The sequence below is a fragment of the Micromonospora halotolerans genome (assembly GCF_032108445.1).
In the GTDB taxonomy this organism is placed as follows: Bacteria; Actinomycetota; Actinomycetes; order Mycobacteriales; family Micromonosporaceae; genus Micromonospora; species Micromonospora halotolerans.
Genome location: NZ_CP134876.1, coordinates 2,979,720 through 2,999,890, shown reverse-complemented (window position 1 = coordinate 2,999,890; position 20,171 = coordinate 2,979,720). Strand labels below are relative to the sequence as shown.

At 74.0% G+C, this 20,171-nt stretch carries 25 protein-coding genes; 8 read left to right on the top strand and 17 right to left on the bottom strand.

The features are described from left to right. Window positions 1–6 precede the first annotated feature (6 nt). The 5 genes from RMN56_RS14310 to RMN56_RS14290 all read right to left on the bottom strand — a co-directional run bounded on the left by RMN56_RS14310 (window position 7) and on the right by RMN56_RS14290 (window position 3,345). Window positions 7–744: an alanyl-tRNA editing protein gene (locus RMN56_RS14310; RefSeq protein WP_313724254.1), complete on the bottom strand. Its 738-nt coding sequence runs from the start codon at window positions 742–744 to the stop codon at window positions 7–9. A gap of 11 nt (window positions 745–755) precedes the next feature. Continuing rightward, on the bottom strand, window positions 756–1,643 hold the full coding sequence (locus RMN56_RS14305) for an alpha/beta fold hydrolase (RefSeq protein WP_313724253.1): 888 nt from the start codon (window positions 1,641–1,643) through the stop codon (window positions 756–758). Further along, on the bottom strand, window positions 1,640–1,960 hold the full coding sequence (locus RMN56_RS14300) for a DUF2516 family protein (RefSeq protein ID WP_262282872.1): 321 nt from the start codon (window positions 1,958–1,960) through the stop codon (window positions 1,640–1,642). The genes RMN56_RS14305 and RMN56_RS14300 overlap by 4 nt, the downstream gene beginning before the upstream one ends. Window positions 1,961–2,032: 72 nt before the next feature. Further along, window positions 2,033–2,746, bottom strand: a complete 714-nt coding sequence (locus RMN56_RS14295) for a hypothetical protein (RefSeq protein WP_313724252.1) — start codon at window positions 2,744–2,746, stop codon at window positions 2,033–2,035. Beyond that, window positions 2,743–3,345, bottom strand: a complete 603-nt coding sequence (locus RMN56_RS14290) for a helix-turn-helix domain-containing protein (protein ID WP_313724251.1) — start codon at window positions 3,343–3,345, stop codon at window positions 2,743–2,745. Before RMN56_RS14290 ends, RMN56_RS14295 begins: the two co-directional genes overlap by 4 nt. A gap of 111 nt (window positions 3,346–3,456) precedes the next feature. Between RMN56_RS14290 and RMN56_RS14285 the strand changes: the two genes are divergently transcribed. Continuing rightward, the gene (locus RMN56_RS14285; protein ID WP_313724250.1) at window positions 3,457–4,254 is read left to right on the top strand and encodes an alpha/beta fold hydrolase; all 798 of its coding nucleotides are present in this window, start codon (window positions 3,457–3,459) and stop codon (window positions 4,252–4,254) included. 9 nt (window positions 4,255–4,263) lie between these two features. On the opposite strand, the gene RMN56_RS14280 is transcribed toward RMN56_RS14285, so the two are convergent. From RMN56_RS14280 to RMN56_RS14265, 4 genes are all read right to left on the bottom strand, one after another. Next, entirely contained in the window at window positions 4,264–5,223 is a 960-nt protein-coding gene (locus tag RMN56_RS14280; RefSeq protein WP_313724249.1) for an asparaginase, read from the bottom strand. Between the two features lie 94 nt (window positions 5,224–5,317). Further along, window positions 5,318–6,145, bottom strand: a complete 828-nt coding sequence (locus tag RMN56_RS14275) for a beta-keto acid cleavage family enzyme (protein ID WP_313724248.1) — start codon at window positions 6,143–6,145, stop codon at window positions 5,318–5,320. Window positions 6,146–6,262: 117 nt separating this feature from the next. Continuing rightward, window positions 6,263–7,375, bottom strand: a complete 1,113-nt coding sequence (gene ygfZ / locus RMN56_RS14270) for a CAF17-like 4Fe-4S cluster assembly/insertion protein YgfZ (protein ID WP_313724247.1) — start codon at window positions 7,373–7,375, stop codon at window positions 6,263–6,265. Further along, window positions 7,372–7,800, bottom strand: coding sequence for a Fur family transcriptional regulator (locus tag RMN56_RS14265; protein ID WP_262282865.1), 429 nt, complete (start codon window positions 7,798–7,800; stop codon window positions 7,372–7,374). Before RMN56_RS14265 ends, ygfZ begins: the two co-directional genes overlap by 4 nt. A 68-nt stretch (window positions 7,801–7,868) precedes the next feature. On the opposite strand from RMN56_RS14265, the gene RMN56_RS14260 reads away from it, so the two are divergent. Then, a complete protein-coding gene (locus RMN56_RS14260) occupies window positions 7,869–8,717 on the top strand; it encodes an aminotransferase class IV (RefSeq protein WP_313724246.1) in 849 nt (282 codons plus the stop codon). Window positions 8,718–8,784: 67 nt separating this feature from the next. Here the strand turns inward: RMN56_RS14260 and RMN56_RS14255 are convergent, their stop codons facing one another. Beyond that, the gene (locus RMN56_RS14255) at window positions 8,785–9,372 is read right to left on the bottom strand and encodes a heme-binding beta-barrel domain-containing protein (protein ID WP_313724245.1); all 588 of its coding nucleotides are present in this window, start codon (window positions 9,370–9,372) and stop codon (window positions 8,785–8,787) included. Between the two features lie 114 nt (window positions 9,373–9,486). Further along, the gene (gene mtfM / locus RMN56_RS14250; RefSeq protein WP_046570768.1) at window positions 9,487–9,591 is read right to left on the bottom strand and encodes a small membrane protein MtfM; all 105 of its coding nucleotides are present in this window, start codon (window positions 9,589–9,591) and stop codon (window positions 9,487–9,489) included. Between the two features lie 12 nt (window positions 9,592–9,603). Between mtfM and RMN56_RS14245 the strand changes: the two genes are divergently transcribed. The 3 genes from RMN56_RS14245 (at window position 9,604) to RMN56_RS14235 (ending at window position 12,495) form a co-directional block, all read left to right on the top strand. Continuing rightward, complete coding sequence (locus RMN56_RS14245) at window positions 9,604–9,978, top strand: DsrE family protein (protein WP_262282862.1); 375 nt, start codon at window positions 9,604–9,606, stop codon at window positions 9,976–9,978. A gap of 85 nt (window positions 9,979–10,063) precedes the next feature. Next, window positions 10,064–10,444: an SCP2 sterol-binding domain-containing protein gene (locus tag RMN56_RS14240; RefSeq protein WP_313724244.1), complete on the top strand. Its 381-nt coding sequence runs from the start codon at window positions 10,064–10,066 to the stop codon at window positions 10,442–10,444. Next, window positions 10,441–12,495, top strand: coding sequence for an amylo-alpha-1,6-glucosidase (locus tag RMN56_RS14235; RefSeq protein ID WP_313724243.1), 2,055 nt, complete (start codon window positions 10,441–10,443; stop codon window positions 12,493–12,495). Before RMN56_RS14240 ends, RMN56_RS14235 begins: the two co-directional genes overlap by 4 nt. A gap of 9 nt (window positions 12,496–12,504) precedes the next feature. Here RMN56_RS14235 and RMN56_RS14230 read toward each other — a convergent pair whose 3' ends face one another. The 6 genes from RMN56_RS14230 to RMN56_RS14205 form a co-directional block, all read right to left on the bottom strand. Then, window positions 12,505–13,368 carry a hypothetical protein gene (locus RMN56_RS14230; RefSeq protein WP_313724242.1) on the bottom strand — a complete coding sequence of 288 codons (864 nt, stop codon included), beginning with the start codon at window positions 13,366–13,368 and terminating at the stop codon, window positions 12,505–12,507. A gap of 139 nt (window positions 13,369–13,507) precedes the next feature. Continuing rightward, on the bottom strand, window positions 13,508–13,840 hold the full coding sequence (locus RMN56_RS14225) for a DUF1416 domain-containing protein (protein ID WP_313724241.1): 333 nt from the start codon (window positions 13,838–13,840) through the stop codon (window positions 13,508–13,510). After that, complete coding sequence (locus RMN56_RS14220) at window positions 13,837–14,712, bottom strand: sulfurtransferase (RefSeq protein WP_313724240.1); 876 nt, start codon at window positions 14,710–14,712, stop codon at window positions 13,837–13,839. Before RMN56_RS14220 ends, RMN56_RS14225 begins: the two co-directional genes overlap by 4 nt. Before the next feature lie 203 nt (window positions 14,713–14,915). Further along, on the bottom strand, window positions 14,916–14,993 hold the full coding sequence (locus RMN56_RS14215; protein ID WP_311202345.1) for an Ms5788A family Cys-rich leader peptide: 78 nt from the start codon (window positions 14,991–14,993) through the stop codon (window positions 14,916–14,918). Between the two features lie 83 nt (window positions 14,994–15,076). After that, window positions 15,077–15,862 (bottom strand): LmeA family phospholipid-binding protein, encoded by a 786-nt coding sequence (locus RMN56_RS14210; RefSeq protein ID WP_313724239.1) that lies wholly within the window; start codon window positions 15,860–15,862, stop codon window positions 15,077–15,079. Between the two features lie 82 nt (window positions 15,863–15,944). Continuing rightward, entirely contained in the window at window positions 15,945–16,982 is a 1,038-nt protein-coding gene (locus RMN56_RS14205) for a hypothetical protein (RefSeq protein ID WP_313724238.1), read from the bottom strand. 250 nt (window positions 16,983–17,232) lie between these two features. Between RMN56_RS14205 and RMN56_RS14200 the strand changes: the two genes are divergently transcribed. From RMN56_RS14200 to mshD, 3 genes are all read left to right on the top strand, one after another. Beyond that, complete coding sequence (locus tag RMN56_RS14200) at window positions 17,233–17,946, top strand: winged helix-turn-helix transcriptional regulator (RefSeq protein ID WP_091267462.1); 714 nt, start codon at window positions 17,233–17,235, stop codon at window positions 17,944–17,946. 158 nt (window positions 17,947–18,104) lie between these two features. Continuing rightward, window positions 18,105–18,974 carry a polysaccharide deacetylase family protein gene (locus RMN56_RS14195; protein WP_313724237.1) on the top strand — a complete coding sequence of 290 codons (870 nt, stop codon included), beginning with the start codon at window positions 18,105–18,107 and terminating at the stop codon, window positions 18,972–18,974. Between the two features lie 66 nt (window positions 18,975–19,040). After that, window positions 19,041–19,967, top strand: a complete 927-nt coding sequence (gene mshD, locus RMN56_RS14190; protein WP_313724236.1) for a mycothiol synthase — start codon at window positions 19,041–19,043, stop codon at window positions 19,965–19,967. Window positions 19,968–20,171 lie beyond the last annotated feature (204 nt).

Below are 20,171 nucleotides of genomic sequence, written 5' to 3'. Positions count from 1 at the left end.
CCGGCCTCAGTCGACCAGGCGCACCCGCACCCGGCGGTTGGCGCGGCCCTTGCTCTCCACCTTGACCACCTGGACCTTGCCGATCTGGGCCGTGGAGGCGACGTGGGTGCCCCCGTCGGCCTGCACGTCCAGCCCGACGATGTCGACGATCCGCACCTCCTGCTCCTCCGGCGGGATCAGGTTCGACTGGGTACGGATGATGTCCGGCAGGGCCAGCGCCTCCGCCCGGGGCAGCACCCGGACGGCGACCGACCGGTCCGCCGCCACCTCGGCGTTGACCAGGTCCTCGATGCGGGCCTTGAAGTCCGGCGGCACCTCAGGGAGGTTGAAGTCCATCCGGGCCTCGCCCGGTTCCATGTTCCCGCCGGTGACCAGCGCGCCGAAGTCGCGGAACACCACCCCGCAGAGCACGTGCAGGCCGGAGTGGGTGCGCATCAGCATGCTCCGCCGGGTGTCCTCGACCGCGCCGGCGACGGCGGTGCCGACCGGCGGCAGCGGGTCACCCTCGGCCGGGACGAGCCAGAGGTCGTCACCCTTGCGGGTGCCCACGATCCGGGTCTGCACCCCCTGCCAGAGCAGCACCCCGTGGTCCGGCGGCTGCCCGCCGCCGCCCGGGTAGAAGGCAGACCGGTCCAGCACGATGCCCTGCTCGGGATCGGCCGCCAGCACCGTGCACGTCCACTCGCGGAGGGTGGGGTCGGCGAGGTCGAGACGGTGGGTGCGGCCGTGGTGTGTGACGCCCATGACCGCCGACGTTACCCGTTGAGGAACGTCGAGATCCGCTCCCGCAGGTCGGCGCGTTCCGTCCAGAGCACGCCCGGCCGGTCGTAGACGTGCAGGGTGGCCCGCGGCAGCGCGGCGGCCAGTTGCTCGGCGACGGCGACCGGATGCAGGTCGTCGCCCGCGCAGCCGATCACCAGGGCCGGCGCCGTGACCCCGGCGAGCACCCCGGCGTCGCGCAGCGGGGCCTGGTCGGGCAGGCCGGCCAGGCCCGGGGCGAGACCGTCGCGGAGCAGCTGGTCGAGCCGCTGCCGCAGGTAGGCCCAGCCGGCCGGGGTGTTGCGGACCGAGGGCGGCAGTTCCAGCGACACCACGTCGGCCAGCGCGGAGGCGTCCCCGTCGGCCACGGCGTCGAGCAGGTCGGTGAGCCGGGTGCGGGCCACCTCGCCGCGCGGGGTGTCCAGCACGGCCGGCAGGAAGAAGACGAGCTTCTCGAAGCGTTCCGGGCTCTCGACGAGCAGGCGGCACAGCGCCCCGGCGCCGAGGCTGGCCCCGAAGGCGCGGGTGGCGCCGCCCAGGTCGGCCACGGCACGGAGGTCACGCGCCAGGTCGAGGTAGCTCCACGGACCGGGCGGCGAGTCGGACCGGCCGTGCCCGCGGAACTGGAAGAAGAGCCGCCGGCCGGTGACCCCGCTGCCGAACGGGCGGGTGGTGGCGATCCCGTTGCCGAGCCCGTGCGCGAACACGGTGACCGGGTCACCGGTGCCGGTGACCAGCCGCTCCAGGCGTACGCCGTGCGGGGTGGTGACCAGCTCGGTCTCCGGCTCGGGCAGGGCCGGCCGGCCGGTGCGGGGCGCGCCGGGGCCCGGGCCCCAGGTGCGGGGGCCGCCGTCGGGCGGCGGTGGCCAGCGGAAACCTCTCACCAGGAGCCTCGGCCGTCGTGCAGGTCGCGCAGCCCGACCCGGACGTCGAGCAGGTAGATGAGCGCCGCCGCGATGCCGATCAGGCCGAAGATGCTCAGCACGCCACCACCCACACCGAGCAGGGTCAGCACCATGCAGACCGCCAGGATGGCGATCCACCCGCCCTTGGGAAGGGTGCCGATGGCCGCGAACGCGTCGGAACGCTGGGTGATCGCGTGCACCAGGGAGACAGCCTCGATGACCAGAGCGAACACCAGCAGGATCAGCTCGATCACGAGGCGGACGTCGTCGAAGAAGAGCGGCGCGGCGTAGGCCATGTCGGCAAGCTTATGCCGAGACCCCGGAAACGTCCGACAGGACGGCGTCCGGGGTCTCGGTCCAGGTTCGACTCACTCGGCGGCGGGGCGGGTCCGCTTCGTGGTCTTCGGCAGCTTCGCCGACGGGGTCGCCTTGGCGGTGGTCGCCTTGGCGGCGGTCGCCTTGGTGGCCCGGGTCCGCTTCACGGCGGCGGGCTTGGCCTCGACGACCTCGGCCACCTCGGCCGGGGTGGGCACCTCGGCCGGCTGGGCGGCCGGCGCGGTGACGGCCCCGGTCGCCTCGATGTCGGCGTTCACCGTGTCGGCGGCCTCCAGCACGCCCGCGCCGACGACCCGCTCGCCACGGGCGACCAGCTCGGCGTACGCGGCCAGGGCGCGCTCCTGCGCGGCCTGCGCGCCGGCCAGAACGGCGGCGGCGTTGCGGCCGGCGGCCTCCCGGAGCTTGTCCAGGTTGGTGGCCTCGCGGAGCTTGTCCAGGTTGGCGGTCTCCCGGAGCTTGTCCAGGTTGGCGGCCTCCCGGAGCTTGTCCAGGTCGAGGTCGGCCGAGCCGGCCTTCTCCCGCAGGCCGGTCGCGGTCAGGTTGGCGGTCCGCAGCGTCTCGGTCGCCTTCTGGCGCAGCTCGAAACCGGTGATGACGGCCTTGCCACCGAGGTCGGCGACGACCCGGGTGCCGAGGTCACCGACCACGGTGGGCAGCTTGCGCAGCTGCTGGAGGGCCAGCTCGCCGGCGCCGGCGGCGGCGTAGACGGGGGCCGGGATGCGGTTGGTCTTCGGCTGGGGGGTCATGACTGCTCCTCTTCGGCCGCACCGGCGGCCTTCCGGACCACCCCGCGGGTGGTCTTCTCTTGGGGGATGGCGGTGGTCGGGGCGGGCGCGTGGCCCGCCTCGGTGACGGCGACCGACTCGAGGACCGCCTCGGTCGGGGTGCCGTCCGGTGTCGTGGGGCCGGTCGCGGCCGGCGCGACGGTGGCCGGGGCCTCCGGCGCGGCGGCCGGTTCGGCCGGTTCGGTTGCCGCCTGGGCCGGCGCGGTCGCCTCGGCGAGGCGCGCGTTCTCCCGGCGGAACGTCTCGTAGATCTGGGTGAGCGACTGCTTCTGGGCCATGGTCAGCTCGGGGTCGACGGCGATCGCCGCGAGCACGCCCTGCCCCTCCTTGTCGTCCAGCAGCCCGGCCCGCAGGTACATGGCCGGGGTGGAGACGCGCAGGGCGCTGGCGAGCTGCTGGAGCACCTCGGCGCTCGGCTTGCGCAGGCCGCGCTCGATCTGGCTCAGGTACGGGTTGCTGACGCCGGCCTGCTCGGCGAGCTGCCGCAGCGAGATCTTCGCGTTGCGGCGCAGGTCGCGAATGAACCCGCCGACGTCGGGAAGGTCCTTGCTGGTGGCCATGACTCCACGCTAGCCCGCGCTGCTAGCTGCTGCAAGCAGAATGCTTGCCAGAGTTAGCGACGTCACCGACAGCCGGTTGCGCTCCGGCTGACCCGTCCGTACGGTTCCCCCGTGGCCAAGATCGAAGTAAACGGTTCCTCGCTCGCCTACGACGAGGCCGGTAGCGGCAGCCCGGTGGTGCTGCTGCACGCCGGCATCGCCGACCGGCGGATGTGGCGGAACCAGGTGCCCGCGCTCGCCGCCCGGCACCGGGTCATCGCCGTCGACCTGCGCGGCTACGGCGACTCCGAGCTGCCCCCCGCCCCGTTCGCGCACCACGACGACGTGATCGGCCTGCTCGACGCGCTGGGCGTGACGCAGGCCGCGCTGGTGGGCTGCTCGTTCGGCGGCAAGGTCGCGGTGGACACCGCGCTGGCCTACCCGGAGCGCGTCGCCGCGCTGGCCCTCTTCGGCGCCCCGGTCTCCGGCAACGAGTGGTCCGAGGAGACCGAGCAGCTCTGGGAGCAGCTCGTCGGCGACGTCGACCCGGAGGACTTCGACGCCACCGCGGCCGGCGAGGTGCGGTTCTGGGTGGTCGGCCCGACCCGCGAGCCGGCCGACGTCGACCCGGAGCTGATCCGGTTCGCCGAAGAAATGGACCGCCGGGCGCTCGCCGCCGAGCAGGCGCTCAGCGCGGTCGAGGCGGGTGAGCTGGACCCGCCGGCGATCGACCGGCTGGCCGAGCTGCGGATGCCCGTGCTGGCCGCCGCGGGCGCGGACGACCTGGCCGACATCCGCCGGCTGGCCGACCGGATCGCCGCGGAGGCCCCCCGGGGCATGCGGCTGCCGGACGTGCCGGACGCCGGTCACCTGCTGCCGCTGGAGCGCCCCGAGCCGGTCAACGCCGCACTGCTCGACTTCCTCCCCTGACCGCCCGGGTCACCAGACCGGGCGGACCGCCCCGACCGGCAGGCCACCGCCGAGCAGCGGGATCTCGGCGTACTCGGCCAGCACCGGGGCGTCGACGCCGAGCCGGCGCAGCGCCGACACCAGCACCGGCATCCGGGCCCGCCCGGCACCGTCGTCGATCTTGAGCGCGACCGCGCCGACCTCCGGCACGGCCGCCGCGATCACGCCCTCCGCGCCGACCTTCGCCAGCAGCCCGGGTACGCCGCGCATCAGCCGGGTGTCGTCGGCCTGGGTGCCACCCACCAGCTCCGGGTACGCCCGCATGGCGTCGGCCACCGTCCGCTCGACGGTGCCCGGCTCGGCGGAGACCAGCCGCAGGAAGGCGCGCGCCAGCCCGGTCAGCGAGACGGCGAGCACCGGGGCGCCGCAGCCGTCCACCCCGACCGCCGCCGCCCGCTCCCCGGTGAACTCCTCGATCGCGGCGGTGAGCCGCTGCTGGAGCAGGTGCTCCGGCCGCCAGTAGCCGTCCAGCGGCCAGCCCGCGGCCAGGCAGGTGAGCAGCATGCCCGTGTGCTTGCCGGAGCAGTTCATCAGGACCCGGGACGGGCCACCCCCGGCCCGCAGCACCGCCTCCCGGGCCGCCTCGCCGACCGGCAGGTCCGGCGGGCAGTGCAGCGCCTCCTCGGCCAGGCCGGCGCCGCGCAGCAGGGCCCGGACCCGCTCGACATGGAACTCCTCGGCGGCGTGGCTCGCCGAGACCAGCGCCACGTCGGCCGGGTCGGTCAGCGGCAGGCCGGCCCGGAGCATCCCGATCGCCTGCATCGGCTTGTTGGACGACCGCGGGAAGACCGGCGAGGTGGGGTCACCCGCCCCCGACACCGGCGCGCCGGCGGCGTCGAGCACCGCCACGGACCCCCGGTGGAAGCCCTCCACGAACCCGGACCGGACCACCTCGGCGAGCGGCACGCCGCCCTCGTACGTCTTTCCCACGCTGTGGACGGTACCGACGGGCTCGACGGGGCCGGCACCGGGGTGACCAGGGGCGTCGGCCGCCGGCGTACAGGGGTGGTGGGCTGGCCGTCGCTTACAGGCCGAGCAGCGCCCGGGCCTCGGTGGTGGTCAGCGGGGACCGCTGGGCGAGCTGGGCGAAGCCGACCGCGCGGGCGACCAGTTGCATGTTGGACTCGACCGGCCGGCCCTTCGCGTAGGTGACCGTGTCCTCCATGCCGACCCGCAGGTGACCGCCGGCCGAGAGCGAGGCCAGCATGACCGGGATGGTGGTGCGGCCGATGCCGGTGGCCGAGAACGTGGTGCCCTCGGGCAGGTCGCGCAGCATCTGCTGGGCGGCCACCAGGGTGGCCGTGGTGCCCGGCATGCCACCCGGCACCCCCATCACGAAGTCGACGTGCACGTGCCCGCCGTGCGGCAGGCCGTACTTGCCGAGCAGGCGCTGGAGCGCCGTGAGGTGGCCCAGCTCGAAGATCTCGTACTCGGGGACGACGCCCTTGTCCTGCATCCGGGTGTGCAGGTCGACGATGAACTCCCAGCGGTTGAGGAACACGTCGTCGCCGAAGTTGACCGTGCCCATGGTGCAGGAGGCCATGTCGGGGCCGGCGTCGAGCACGGCCAGCCGGGCGGCCTCCGGGTCGGTCACCGCGCCGCCGGAGGAGAGCTGCACGATGAGGTCGGTGCTCTGCCGCAGCGCCGCCACGGTCTCCCGCAGCCGGCCCTGGTCGAGGGTGGGCTTCGCCTCGTCGTCGCGGATGTGGACGTGGATCACGGCGGCGCCGAGCGCCTCGCACTCCTTGGCGGTCAGCAGCAGCTCGTCGAGGGTCACCGGCAGCGCCGGCACCTCCGCCTTGGCCGACTCCGCGCCGGTGGGGGCAACCGTGATCAACGTCCCTGTGGTCATGCCCGGATCCTAAACCGCCAACTCCCCCGCGGTCGACAGCCGGAACCAGCAGATTCGGCCGCGGCGGCGGCCGGGAACAGAAGATTTTCCGCTTCCCCGCCGCTTCAGCGGCATCCCTTACGCCGGATCGATGGCGGCAGCCGTCTCCCCCACCATCAGCCGGGCGTCCTCGGCCACGTTCCGCTTGACCACGGCGAGGGCGATCTGGCCCAGCTCGAAGTGGTGCACCGCGGTGCCCACGAAGCCGACCGCCCGGCCGTCGAGGGTCACCGGCGTGCCGGCGGCCGGCGGCTGGTCGGTGGTCACCCCGTCCAGGTGCAGCAGGACGAGCCGGCGGGGCGGCTTGCCCAGGTTGTGCACCCGGGCCACCGTCTCCTGGCCGCGATAGCAGCCCTTGTCCAGGTGCACGGCCGACCCGATCAGACCGACCTCGGCGGGAATGGTCCGGTGGTCGGTGTCCACCCCGGCGCGCGCCTGCCGGGCGGCCACCCGCACCGCCTCGTACGCCCACAGCCCGGCCACCGGCACACCGGCCCCGCGCAGCTCGTCGACCACCTGGGGCATCGCTGCGCGGGGCACCAGCAGGTCGACGCCGAGCGCCACCCGCCGGGCCCAGCCGGCGACGGGCAGCGGCTTCACGTCGTACACGACGGAGGGCCGGGACGGCAGCTCGCCGGAGCGGAACTTCGGGCCCGGCACCGCGACCACGTCGGGCGCGGCCAGCCCGGTGACCCCGAGGGTGTCGAGCGCGCCGGTGGCCTCCGGCCCGACCAGCGAGAGCAGCGCGTGGTCGGCCGTGACGTCGCGCGGGTCGACCTTGCTGAAGAACCGCATCTTCTCCAGGTAGGAGAGGAGGCCGCCGGTCATCCCGGGCTCGGTGTCCAGCCAGGTGGTCTCGCCGTCCTCGGCGACCAGGGCGTGCTGCTCGACGTGCCCGTGCGGGGAGAGCACCAGCAGCTCGGTGCCCTGCCACGGCTGCAACGCGGCCAGGTGCTGGCTGGTCAGCGTGTGCAGCCAGGTCATCCGCTCCTCGCCCGGGACCGCGATCACGCCCCGGTGCGAGCGGTCGACCAGGCCCACCCCGGTGGCCAGGATGCGCTGCTCGCGCATCGGGTCGCCGTAGTGGGCGGCCACCGGGCCGACCCCCGCCGCCCGGTGGGCCGGCTCGGGCTGCTCCCGGGTCTCCTCGTCGATGGCCTCGGCGGCCACCGCGCCCGCGATGTCGATCATTTGCGTTCCCCGTCCTCGCACTGGCCGCAGACGCCGAAGAGCGCCACGTGCCCGATGTCGACCTGGAATCCCCGCTGCGCGGCCAGCTGGTCGGCCAGCGGCCGGAGCAGCTCGGGGTCTATCTCGTCGATCGCACCGCACTCCCGGCAGACCAGGTGGACGTGCTGGTGCTCACCGGCCGCGTGGTAGGTCGGCGAGCCGTGCGACAGGTGGGTGTGGGTCACCAGGCCGAGGCGCTCCAGCAGCTCCAACGTCCGGTAGATGGTGGTGATGTTGACCCCGGCGGCCACCTCGCGCACCGCCGTGTGCACCTGCTCCGGCGTGGCGTGCCCCAGGTCCAGGACGGCCTGGAGGACCAGCTGCCGCTGCGCCGTCAGCCGCAGCCCACGGGAGCGGAGCAGTTCCGCGAGCGAGGATTCGGACACCGTCCGATCATAGTTCGGCCGCCGCGCCGGTCCGCCCGCCGCCGGGGGTACGCCACTACGCTGCGCTCGTGGCGGCGACGCGGGTGGCGGTGCCGGGCCGGGGCGTCGTGCCGGCCGGTGCGGCGGTGCTGCGCGGCGACGACCGGGGCGTGCTGCACGGCGACGGCCTCTTCGAGACGATGCACCTGCGCGGTGGTGAGCCCTGGCTGCGCGACGCCCACCTGGCCCGGCTGCGGGCCGGCGCGGCGGCCATCGGGCTGGCCCTGCCCGCCACCGGCGTGCTGGTCGAGCTGCTGGACACGGTCCGCGCGGGCTGGCCCCCGGAGGTCGAGGGCGCCCTGCGGCTGGTCTGCACCCGGGGGCCGGAGGGCGGCGGGCCGCCCACGGTCTACGCCACGCTGGGCGAGGTGCCGGCCGCCGCGCGGCGGGCCCGGCGGAAGGGGGTGACGGTCGCCACCCTGCCGCTCGGGGTGGCCGCCCGGTCCCGCCCGGGGCTGGGCTGGCTCCCGGCCGGTGTGAAGTCCACCTCGTACGCCCTGAGCACCGCCGCCCGCCGCTGGGCCGAGCGGGCCGGGGTGGACGACGTGCTCTGGGTCTCCACCGACGGCTACGTGCTGGAGGCGCCGACCGCCAACGTGGTCTGGCTGACCGGGACGACGCTGTGCACGGTCCCGGCGACGGAGACCGGGGTGCTCCCCGGGGTGACCGCCCGCTGGCTCCTCGACCACGCGGGTGACCTGGGCTTCACGCCAGCCGAACGCCTACCCACCCCCGCCGACCTCCACGAGGTCGACGCCATCTGGCTCACGTCGTCCCTCCGCGGCCTCGCAGAGGTGCGCTCCCTGGACCAGATCCCCCGCCCCCGCTCGCCGCACAGCGCACCCCTGCTCACCCTCCTGGGCTTCGAGACGCGTTGATCAAGAGGTTTGCGTCTGCCGGAGCCGGATTCCTGACGCAAACCTCTTGATCAACAGGGCGAGGGGATCAGCCGGCCACTCGGGTCAGGCGGGCGGACAGGTGGGGGCTCAGCGGGTGGCCCATGGCGGCCATTTCCTGGGCGTACAGGAGGGCGCCTTCCACGATGCCGAAGAGGCGGGCGCCGGCGGTGACCTCCTTGGCGGTGGCCGTGCGGACCACCGCGTCGGTGGCGAACTCGATCTGAGTGCCCTTGCGCTTGCCGATGTGCAGCTCCATCACGCCGGTGGGCGTGGTCATGAGCGCCTCCAGCTCGTCGGTGACCCGGTCGCCGTCCAGCACCGGACGCCACCAGCCCACCTCACGACCGGCCGGGCGGACCGGGCGGCTCTGCTCGTCGAGGATCCAGGCACGGGACTCGTAGAACAGGAACGGCCGGCCGTCGTGGCTGATCCGGATCTCCTGCGCGAAGTCGAAGTCCTCGATGGTGGGGAACCCGCCGCGACCCCGCCCGCGCCACACCCCGACGTACGGCAGCAGGCCGTCCAGGCTCCGGTGCAGCTTCGGGCCGACGCGCAGGTCGTGGCTCTCCTCGTACGGGTACGGGTCGACCGGCGGCGCGTTCAGCCACGGCGGCTGAAGCGGGTTCTCACTCACCGCGCCACCTTCGTTCGCGACTGCGGGGCTCGCAAACCCGGCTCACTCCTCGCGCTCACCGCGCCACCTTCGTTCGCGACTGCGGGGCTCGCAAACCCGGCTCACTCCTCGCGCTCACCATTTTCCTCTCGAAATGCGTACGGCAAGGTAGACGAGGCCACCGGCGAGCGCGCCCAGGCCGGCGACCAGCAGGCTGACGAACCCGATCTCGGTAACCATCCCGGTCATCCTATGCTGGGCGTCATGGCCCGCACTCTCGTCGTCAAGGCCACCGCCGGAGCCGACGCCCCGGAGCGTTGCGCCCAGGCCTTCACCGTCGCCGCCACCGCCGCGGCCGCCGGGGTGGACGTGTCGCTCTGGCTCACCGGGGAGTCGACCTGGTTCGCGCTGCCCGGGCGCGCGCAGGAATTCGAGCTGCCGCACTCCGCGCCGCTGGCCGAACTGCTGCACGTCATCCTGACCACCGGCCGGGTGACCGCCTGCACGCAGTGCGCGGCCCGCCGCGACATCGGCCCCGACGACGTCATCCCCGGCGTACGGATCGCCGGGGCGGCGGTCTTCGTCGAGGAGGCGATGGCCGAGGGCGCCCAGGCCCTGGTCTACTGACCCACCCGGCCGCGCGACGGATGTCCGTTCCGCGTGGACTGCCGTTCCTTGCCCGGCATGTCCGGCCGCTGCCTACGATCCTGATGTGGGCGAGGCGATCGAGCGGTTCTTCGCATCACTGCCGGCGCGTGCCCCGGCGGTGCTGCGCGGGCCCACTCGCGGCCGCCTCCAGCTGGACCTGACCACCGGCAACCGCACCGAGCATTGGTTTCTCGAAATCGCGCCCGAGAGCGTCCGGGTCTCCCGGGAGCAGTTGCCGGCCGACGCCATCTTCACGGTCAGCGCCGACCTGTTCGAGGGCCTCGTCACGGGCCGGGAGGCCGGCATGGCAGCGGTGTTGCGCAACGAGGCCACGTTCAGCGGCCAGGTCGTGCTCTTCCTGCTGTTCCGCCGGTTCTTCCCCGATCCGCCCGGTGTCCGGGACCCCCGGGAGACCGCCCGCGAACACGTCCGGCGGTCGGTATGAAGGAACGCGTCAGCATCCTGGACGGCAACACCTTCCTGGTCAGCGACGGGCGCGGCGACATCGAGCCGTCGTTCGACTTCCCCACCGGGCTGTTCTCGTTCGACACCCGGTTCATCTCGACCTGGCTGCTCAGCCTCAACGGGCAGCGGCTGCACGCGCTCTCGATCGACGACTCCCTGTCGTACCGGACCCGGTTCTTCCTGGTGCCGGGGGAGCCGACGCACTACCTGGACGCCAAGGTCTCGATGATCCGCAGCCGGTCGATCGGCGGCAGCTTCGAGGAGGAGCTGACCCTGCTCAACCACTCCGGGCAGGAGGTGGAGTTCGTCCTCCGGCTGGACATCGGCTCCGACTTCGCCGACCTGTTCGAGATCAAGCACCGGCGGCAGAAGAAGGGGCACACCACACCCACGGTCAGCGAGAACCAGCTGCGGCTCACCTACCGGCGGGAAGGGTTCCACCGGGAGGCGGTGGTGGACAGCAGCGCGTCCACCGAGGTCGACCGGGAGGGGATGACCTTCCGACTCCGGGTCGGCCCGCACGGCGAGTGGACCACCCGGCTGCACGTGGCGACGAAGATCTACGGGGCCCGGGGCGAGGACATCCGGTCCACCCTGCCGCTCGGCGGGCAGCGCTCGGTGGGAGCCATCAACGCCGAGCAGAACGCGCTGATCGCGCGGGCCCCGAAGCTGGGCTGCGACTGCCAGCCGCTGGCCGGGGCGTACCGGCGCAGCCTGAACGACCTGGCCGCTCTCCGGTACGAGTCGATCGCGCTGGGCGTGCGGCTGCTCGCCGCCGGCCTGCCCTGGTTCATGACCCTGTTCGGGCGGGACAGCATCTTCACCTCACTCCAGGTGCTGCCGTTCCTGCCGGAACTGGTCCCGCCGACCATCCTCATGCTGGCCGGCCTCCAGGGCAGCCGGGTGGACGACTTCCGGGACGAGGAGCCCGGCAAGATCCTGCACGAGCTGCGCTACGGCGAGACCGCCGGCTTCGAGGAGCAGCCCCACTCGCCGTACTTCGGCTCGGCCGACACCACCGCGCTCTTCGTCATCCTGCTCGACGAGTACGAGCGGTGGACCGGGGACGCGAAGCTGGTCCGGCAGCTGGAACAGGAGACGCGGGGCGCGCTGGCCTGGCTCGACACGTACGGGGACCTGCTCGGCACGGGCTACGTCTGGTACATGACCCGCAACCCGGAGACCGGCCTGGCGAACCAGTGCTGGAAGGACTCCTGGGACTCGATCTCCTACTCCGACGGCCGGCTGCCGCCCTTCCCCCGGGCCACCTGCGAACTGCAGGGCTACGCGTACGACGCCAAGCTGCGGGGCGCCCGGCTGGCGCGGACGTTCTGGAACGACCCGGCGTACGCCGACCAGCTGGAGCGGGAGGCCGCGGCGCTGAAGGAGCGGTTCAACCGGGACTTCTGGATCCCCGGCCGGGAGTACTACGCGCTCGCCCTGGACCCGGACGGGCGGCACGTGGACGCGCTCAGCTCCAACATCGGCCACCTGCTCTGGAGCGGCATCGTCGACGAGTCCCGGGCGGCGACCATCGCCGGGCACCTGCTCGGGCCGCGGCTCTTCTCCGGCTGGGGCGTGCGGACCCTCGCCGACGACCAGGGCCGCTACAACCCCATCGGCTACCACGTGGGCACGGTCTGGCCGTTCGACAACTCGATCATCGCCTGGGGCCTGTGGAAGTACGGCTTCCGGGAGGAGGCCGGGCAGATCTGCGACGCGATGCTGAACGCCTCCCGCTTCTTCAACGGGCGGCTTCCCGAGGCGTTCGCCGGCTACGAGCGCGGACTCACCGACTATCCGGTGGAGTACCCGACCGCGTGCAGCCCGCAGGCCTGGTCGGCCGGCACCCCGCTGCTCCTGCTGCGGGTGATGCTCGGCTTGGAGCCGCAGGGCGAGCACCTGATCATCGATCCCGCCGTTCCCAGCGGGATGGGCCGGGTGGAGCTGCTGGACATCCCCGGCCGGTGGGGCCGGGTGGACGCCCTGGGGCGCAGTCGCGAGCCGCACGACCAGCGCCACGGGCACTGACCGCCCGGGTCAGGCCGGGCAGGGACTGGTGACCGCCACCCGGACCCGGCCGTCGACCCGCTCGGCGAGCACCGCGAAGCTGCCGCGCAGGGCGTACTCCTCGGCGGAGTCGCGGAGCACCAGGGAGCCGTCGGCGGCACCCGGGAAGGCCGCCGCGAGCGGGGACCCGGCCGGCCCGCCGGCCGTCTCGGCCCGGGCCGTGCGGGCCGTCCCGCCTCCGGGGCAGGGCGCTGCGAGCACCTGGACGGGACCGCCCGCGCCGCCCCAGCGGCCCACGGCCCGGCCCGCCTCCGCGGTCTCGGCCGCGGCGTCGGCTGCCGGGGGCTGGTAGCCCGCCCCGACCGGACGGCAGCCGGTGGTCGCGGTGAGCACCACCCGGCCGGGCCCGGCGGACCGGCCCTCGACGGTGACGAACTCCCCCGCGTCGGCGCGCAGCCGCGGCTCGCCGTCGAATGCCGAGACGCCCGCCCGCCAGTCCGGCGGCAGCCGGTCGGCCACCCGCTGGAGCAGCTGGCGTACGTCGTCGCCGGCCAGCACGACCGCCACACCGCGCTCCAGTTCGGCGCCGTCGTCCAGGGGCGTGATCCGGCAGCCCCGCTCGATCCGGTCCGGCAGGAGCGCCGGCACCCCGTCCCGCCCGACCGCGGCGGTCAGCCGGCCGAGCGCCCGGTCCACCACGGGACCGGCCTGGTCCAGCGAGCGCTGCTCCTTCACGGTCGGCGGGTCGTGCCGCACCGACCACCAGGTGAGCCCGGCGAGCAGCACCGCCCACGCCGCCGTGGCGGCCACCAGCCAGCGCAGCCGACGCCGGCCGGGGGCCGGCTGGTCGGGACGGGTCGGCGGGGCGTATCCCGCCTGGACGGCCTCACTCACCGGGCCATGGTGTCACGCCGCGACGACCGACCGGGCCGCGCCTCGGCACACCCGGCGATCAGCCCGACGCGCGCCGGAACGGCTCGTGGCCCGCCGTCCCCCGACGCAGCGGGACGGCGGGCCACGATCAGAGCGTGGGTCAGGCGGCGACCGTGACGGTCACCTCGTTGATCCCGCGGGCGGCCGTGACGGCGGTGTCGCCGTTGCCGTGCCGGGAGAGCGCCCGCAGGGTCCAGTTGCCCGGCGCGGCGAAGAACCGGAACTGGCCGGCCGGGGAAGTCACCACCTCGGCGGTGAACTCGCCCGTCGAGTCGAGCAGCCGGACGTACGCGCCCGGCACGGCCTCGCCGGACTCGGCCTTGACCAGGCCGGTGATGACGGTTTCCTTCTCCAGGTCCAGGCTGGCCGGGAGGGGGGCGGCCTGGTCCGGGGCGGCGCAGCCTGCGGCGGTGGGAGCAGTCACAAGAATCACGCCCCCCCGACAGAGCTGTCCGACCCGGCTTCGCCGGGAGTGTCGCCGAGCGCGACCGGCACGCCGACCAGCGAGCCGTACTCGGTCCAGGAGCCGTCGTAGTTCTTCACGTTGCGGTGGCCGAGCAGCTCCTGGAGCACGAACCAGGTGTGCGAGGAGCGCTCGCCGATCCGGCAGTAGGCGATGGTCTCCTTGCCGTCGTCCAGCCCGGCGTCGGCGTAGATCCTGCGGAGCTCGTCGTCGGACTTGAACGTGCCGTCCTCGTTGGCCGCCTTGGACCACGGGACGCTGATCGCGGTCGGCACGTGGCCGGCCCGCTGGGCCTGCTCCTGCGGGAGGTGGGCCGGGGCGAGCAGCCGGCCGGCGTACTCGTCGGGGCTGCGCACGTCGACCAGGTTCTTGGTGCCGATCGCGGCGACGACCTCGTCGCGGAAGGCGCGGATCGAGGTGTCCGGCGCCTGCGCGACGTACTGCGTCGCCGGGCGCTGCACCGTGTCGGTGACCAGCGGGCGGGCGTCCAGCTCCCACTTCTTGCGGCCGCCGTCGAGCAGCTTGACGTCGCGGTGGCCGTAGAGCTTGAAGTACCAGTACGCGTACGCGGCGAACCAGTTGTTGTTGCCGCCGTAGAGGATGACGGTGTCGTCGTTGCCGATGCCCCGCTCGGAGAGCAGCGCGGCGAACTGGTCCTGGTTGACGAAGTCCCGGCGCACCGGGTCCTGGAGGTCGGTGCGCCAGTCGAGCTTGACGGCGCCCGCGATGTGGCCGGTGTCGTAGGCCGAGGTGTCCTCGTCGACCTCGACGAAGACGACGCCCGGGGCGTCGATGTTCTTCTCGGCCCACTCGGCCGAGACGAGTGCGGTGTCGCGACTCATCAGATCACTCCCTGTGAGGATGGATGGTGAGCCAGCGCGCGGGGATCGAAGTTGGTGATTGTCGCACCACGCGCGGGACCCAGAGCTAGGAACGGATCACGGGTACGTGCGACGGCGCCGCTGCCGGGCGAAGAGGGGGAAACCGGAGGGTACGCGGACCCTGTGTGCCGGTGGCCGCTAAGCGGCCGAGGACAGCCCCGCCGTCAGATGACGGGGCGACACAGGCAGGTGGCCACGCGGCACAGGTCGACCGCGCGCCGTTTGGTGAGGAGCGTCCCCATGGAGAGGGAGACTACCAGTCGGCCCGCAGGCTGCCACCAGGCCGACCAGCATCCGGGACACGGCCGGGGCGGCGGGCGGCGCCTCAGCCGGCGGAGTTGATGGGCACGTTCCGGGCGTCGGCGGTGACCACGAGACCCTCCGGCCGGGGCTCCACCTTGCGCACGTTCAGCTGGAAGGGCAGCTCCGGCAGGGGCACGTCGACCGAGATGCCCTTGGCGTAGTTGGCCAGCAGCGTCTTGGCGAGCGGCAGGTTGGGCAGGCCCTCGGCGGTCACGTCGTTGAAGCGCAGGGCCACCTTGCCGCCCGCGACCGTCACGTCGGCGGTGCCGTTCACGGTCAGCTTGGCGCCGAGGATGTCCACCGGCGCGGTGACGGCGAGCTTGCCGTTCCGCTCGCCGAGGGTGAGCCCGGGGCGGTCGAGCAGCTTCGCCAGGCTGTCGTAGGTCACCGTGCCCCGGCCGTCGACGGTCTCGGCCACCACGTCACCCTGGCCGGAGCGGAGGGTGTCCAGCGACGCCTTGACGTTGCGGGCGTCCACGTCCAGCCGCGGCACGCTGACCGCGTCGCCCTGCACCTTGCCCTGCACGTCGGTCAGCACGATCGAGATGCGCTCGTACTTCCCGGCGAGCACCTGGGTGAGGAACGGGAAGCCACCGACCTCGACCTGGGGCGCCGCGGACTGCGCGTCCTGCTTCGCGACCTCTTTCTTCACCTGGTCGGCGATGGCGCGCTCGGCGACGCCGGCGGCCACCCGGTCGGCGACGACCAGGAGGCCGGCCAGGACCAGCAGCAGGACGACGAAACCGACCAGCACCTTCCGGCCCCGCCGCCGGGGTCGGCCCTCGTTCGCCGGGTACGCCTCTGCCACGCCGCCTCCTGACTTAGCCGCATCACCGCGTCTCGCGGCGCAACGGTACTTACCCGAGGCGCTGTCGCCCCAACCGCAGGGCTCAGAGGAAGAGCACGCACATGGCGTACGCGGCCGGCGCGGCGAGCGCGAAGCCGCCCAGCGGGCCCTGCATGTGCCGGGCCACCCACATGGTCGGCGGCTCGCCGGCCATCAGCCGGCCCGCCTCGGCGTACCCCACGGCGAGGTCGGCCAGGACGGCGGTGCCGGCGGTGACGAGGCCGACCAGCGCGGCGCTGGTCGGGGTGAAGCCGACCAGGTAGCTGCCGAGGACGGCGCTGGTCAGGGTGCCGAGCATGGCGCCGGCGACCACGCCGGCGGCGCCCCGGGGCACCTGCGGGGCGAGCCGGGGCCAGGGGGCCACCGCGTCGGTCAGCCGGGCGACCAGCAGGGCGACCCCGGTGGCGGTGAGGCAGACGGTGATCGCCTGGGTGCCCTTCGGGATCCGGCTGAGCACGATCAGCGTGGCGAAGGCGACCACCCCCACGACGATCAGCAGGGTGCCGCCCAGCGAGTCGGTCACCCGGACCCGGTCCACCCGGCGGAAGAGCTGGCCGAGTACGGCGAGCACCAGGCCGGCCGCCGCCGCGTAGCCGAGGGGGGCCAGGCCGGCGATGTCCGACTGCACCGCGGCGGCGTCGGCGATCCCGGCCGCGGCGGCGCTGACCAGCGCGACGACCAGCAGCGCGGGTGGCCGCATGGCCATGGTCCAGGCCAGCACGAAGAGCAGTTGGACGCCGAAGATGATGAACGCGAAGGGCAGCCGGTGCCCGGGGCCGGCGGTCTGCGCGCCGAGCACCAGGCCCACGCCGAGCAGCGCGGCGAAGCCCGCGACGGTCAGCGCGAGCGGGCGGCGCACCGGGACCGGAGGCACCTCCTCCTCGGGCGCCTCCTCGGGCTCGTCGTCGGGGCGCCGGCCCGGCCCGCCCTTGCGGAGCCGGCGGGGGCCCTTCCGCTCCCGCCCGCCGCTGTCGTCGGCCGGGCCGGTGCGTGGGGCCGGCGGGTAGCCACGGGCGGGCCCGGAGGCCGCGTCGTCGGGCCACGGTTCACGGCCGGTGTCGGGCGAGGTGGAGGGAAACACCCACCGATCGTGCCAGACCCGGCCGGCCGGGCGGAGTCACGGTTTCGGCAACGTTAAAACCTGAGCCGCGATCAGGGGCAGACCAGACAAACAGGAAAGGGTACGGAGGTGACGGCCGGCCGATCGGTTACGCTCAAGCCGTTACCCGCCCGTCAGCGACGCCGGGACCCACGCAAATTCTCAGCGCCACCCGTCACGGAGTGCCGCTGGTCGCGCGCGGCCGCAGGGCCGCCGGGACGGAGGTGATCGTGTGGAGCTCCTGCTGCTGGTGACCGCGCGCGCAGGTGAACCATCGGCGGTGCTGCCAGCGCTCGACCTGCTGCCGCACTCGGTCCGCACCGCGCCGCGCGACGTCCGCACGCTGGTCTCCGGCCCGACCCCGGACGCCGTCCTGGTGGACGCCCGCGCCGAGCTGAGCGAGGCCCGCGCGACCTGCCGGATGCTGCACGCCACCGGGCTGGGCGTCCCGCTGGTCGCGGTCGTCACCGAGGCCGGGCTGATCGCCCTGAACGCCGACTGGGGCGTGGACGACGTGATCCTGGCCGGCGCGGGTCCCGCGGAGGTGGAGGCCCGGCTGCGGCTCGCGGTCGGCCGGCTGAGCAACGCGACGGCGGGCGCCGGCGGTTCGATCCGGGCCGGCGAGCTGACCATCGACCCGGACACCTACGCGGCCAAGCTGAAGGGCCGCCCGCTCGACCTCACCTACAAGGAGTTCGAGCTGCTGAAGTTCCTGGCCCAGCACCCGGGCCGGGTGTTCACCCGCGACCAGCTGCTCCGTGAGGTCTGGGGCTACGACTACTTCGGCGGCACCCGCACGGTCGACGTGCACGTCCGGCGGCTGCGCGCCAAGCTCGGCTCGGAGTACGAGTCGATGATCGGCACGGTGCGCCAGGTGGGCTACAAGTTCGTGGTGCCGCCGTCGCGCTCCCTGCCGGAGTCGGAGCCCGCCCCGCTGCCCGTCTGACCGGACGCTCTTCGCCACTGTCCCCCATCGGGGATGCGTGACCCTGTTCGCCCTTTTTGCCCACTAAGTCGGACCTAGTCTGACTGCCGGATCTGCCGGGCGAAGGGGGCGACGGTGCGTGCGTTGAACACGGGGGCGACGAACGGTCGGGTCGGCTGATGCCGGCCTCGACGCTCCGCGCAGCCGGGATGGTGACGTTGGTGGTGGCCGCGCTCCTCGGCTCCGCGTACGCGCTCGGGCGCAGCCTCATGCCCGAAGAGCCGCCCCGGGGCAACGGCGTGGCGGCCAGCGTCCACGCGCCGCACTACGGCGACCAGCCGCCCAGCACTGAGTTTCCCGGGCCGCCGGGCGGCGGTTACGGCGAGCCGAGCCCCGACGCCAGCCCGAGCGCCCCCGCACCCAGCCGCCGTGCCGACGACAGCGAGGGCCCGTACGGCGCGGAGGTCAGCACCGGCTCGGCCCGGATCGCGCTGACCTTCGACGACGGCCCCGACCCACAGTGGACCCCGCAGGTGCTCGCCCTGCTCAAGGAGTACGGCGTGAAGGCCACCTTCTGCGTGGTCGGGGAGAACGCGGAGGCCCACCCGGACCTGGTCCAGTCGATCGTGGCCGACGGGCACACGCTCTGCAATCACTCCTGGAACCACGACATCACGCTGGGCGAACGCTCCGCGGGGGCCATCCGGGACGACCTGAGCCGCACCAACGACGCGATCCTGGCGGCGGCACCGGACGCGCGGATCGCCTACTTCCGGCAGCCGGGCGGCGCCTGGACCTACCCGGTGGTGTCGGTCTGCGAGGAACTGGGCATGACGCCGCTGCACTGGGCGGTCGACCCGACGGACTGGCAGGTGCCCGGTGCCGCCAAGATCGCCGAGGTGGTGCTGGCCGAGACCCGGCCGGGTTCGATCGTGCTCATGCACGACGCGGGCGGCGACCGTTCCGGCACGGTCGAGGCGTTGCAGCACCTCCTCCCCGAACTGCTGCAGCGCTTCCAGCTCGAAGCGCTGCCCACCGGCACCACGTGACCACCGCCACCGCCCGGTGCCCGCGTCCGGCATGATCGGCGGCCCGCCGGCCGCTACGGTGGCGGGATGAGCAGCACCACGCCGACCGCCGACCGTGTCGCCCGCGCCGACCGGCTGGCGCCGGTCGAGGTCGCCGAGGTGCTGGCGCTGGCCCGCATCGCCGGCGACGCGGACGGCGCGGACCCGCTCGACGAGCACGTGCTGCTCCGGCTGCGCGACCCCGAGGCCCCCGCCGTGCACCTCACGGCCCGCGCCGCCGACGACACCCTGACCGGGTACGCCCACCTCGACACCACCGACCCCGCCGAAGGGATCGGGGTGGAGCTGGTGGTGCATCCGGCGTACCGGCGGCGCGGCACCGGGCGGGCCCTCGCCCGGGGCGTGCTGGCCGCCGCCTCCGGGCCGCTGCGCGCCTGGGCGCACGGCGACCACCCGTCGGCCGCCGCGCTCGGGGTCGACCTGGGCTTCACCCGCGCCCGGGCGCTCTGGCAGCTGCGCCGCCCGCTGACCGCCGCGCTGCCCGAGCCCGCCCTGCCGGAGGGGGTGCGGCTGCGCGCGTTCCGCCCGGGCGAGGACGACGACGCCTGGCTGGCGGTCAACAACGCCGCCTTCGCCCAGCACCCCGAGCAGGGCCGGTGGACCACCGACGACCTGCGGGTGCGCCTCTCCGAGCCGTGGTTCGACCCGGCCGGCTTCCTGCTCGCGGAGGATTCGGCCACCGGCCGGCTGCTCGGCTTCCACTGGACGAAGGTGCACGAGCGCCCGGGCTCGGCCCGGATCGGCGAGGTCTACGTGCTCGGGGTGGACCCGTCCACGCACCGCGGCGGCCTCGGCCGGGCGCTCACCACGGCCGGCCTGTCCTACCTGCGGGACCGGCGAGGGCTGGACCGGGTGATGCTCTACGTGGACGACTCCAACGGCGCCGCCGTGGCCCTCTACGAGCGCCTCGGCTTCGCCCGCTGGTCGGCGCACGTCAACTACCACCTCGGCTGACGCCCGGCGCCACCTCTTCACGCCGGGCCAGCGGTCACGGCCGCGTCACGCGGTGGCCTCGGCCGGATAACGGCTGCCCGGAAAAATCGTATTATTAGCGATAGCGGGCTGCGGGTTCACGAAATGGACAACCGGCCCTCAGGCGACGGCCATCCGGCCGGCCGCGCCTGTTCATCTTCCGTTCACTTCCGACCGGCGAACCGT

What these genes read in the sequence shown, in the direction of transcription:
- RMN56_RS14310 (WP_313724254.1), bottom strand. Translation starts at nt 744, where the DNA reads ATGGGCGTCACACACCACGGCCGCACCCACCGTCTCGACCTCGCCGAC.
- RMN56_RS14300 (WP_262282872.1), bottom strand. Translation starts at nt 1,960, where the DNA reads ATGGCCTACGCCGCGCCGCTCTTCTTCGACGACGTCCGCCTCGTGATC.
- RMN56_RS14295 (WP_313724252.1), bottom strand. Translation starts at nt 2,746, where the DNA reads ATGACCCCCCAGCCGAAGACCAACCGCATCCCGGCCCCCGTCTACGCC.
- RMN56_RS14290 (WP_313724251.1), bottom strand. Translation starts at nt 3,345, where the DNA reads ATGGCCACCAGCAAGGACCTTCCCGACGTCGGCGGGTTCATTCGCGAC.
- RMN56_RS14275 (WP_313724248.1), bottom strand. Translation starts at nt 6,145, where the DNA reads ATGACCACAGGGACGTTGATCACGGTTGCCCCCACCGGCGCGGAGTCG.
- ygfZ (WP_313724247.1), bottom strand. Translation starts at nt 7,375, where the DNA reads ATGATCGACATCGCGGGCGCGGTGGCCGCCGAGGCCATCGACGAGGAG.
- mtfM (WP_046570768.1), bottom strand. Translation starts at nt 9,591, where the DNA reads ATGGTTACCGAGATCGGGTTCGTCAGCCTGCTGGTCGCCGGCCTGGGC.
- RMN56_RS14245 (WP_262282862.1), top strand. Translation starts at nt 9,604, where the DNA reads ATGCTGGGCGTCATGGCCCGCACTCTCGTCGTCAAGGCCACCGCCGGA.
- RMN56_RS14235 (WP_313724243.1), top strand. Translation starts at nt 10,441, where the DNA reads ATGAAGGAACGCGTCAGCATCCTGGACGGCAACACCTTCCTGGTCAGC.
- RMN56_RS14220 (WP_313724240.1), bottom strand. Translation starts at nt 14,712, where the DNA reads ATGAGTCGCGACACCGCACTCGTCTCGGCCGAGTGGGCCGAGAAGAAC.
- RMN56_RS14215 (WP_311202345.1), bottom strand. Translation starts at nt 14,993, where the DNA reads ATGGGGACGCTCCTCACCAAACGGCGCGCGGTCGACCTGTGCCGCGTG.
- RMN56_RS14195 (WP_313724237.1), top strand. Translation starts at nt 18,105, where the DNA reads ATGCCGGCCTCGACGCTCCGCGCAGCCGGGATGGTGACGTTGGTGGTG.
- mshD (WP_313724236.1), top strand. Translation starts at nt 19,041, where the DNA reads ATGAGCAGCACCACGCCGACCGCCGACCGTGTCGCCCGCGCCGACCGG.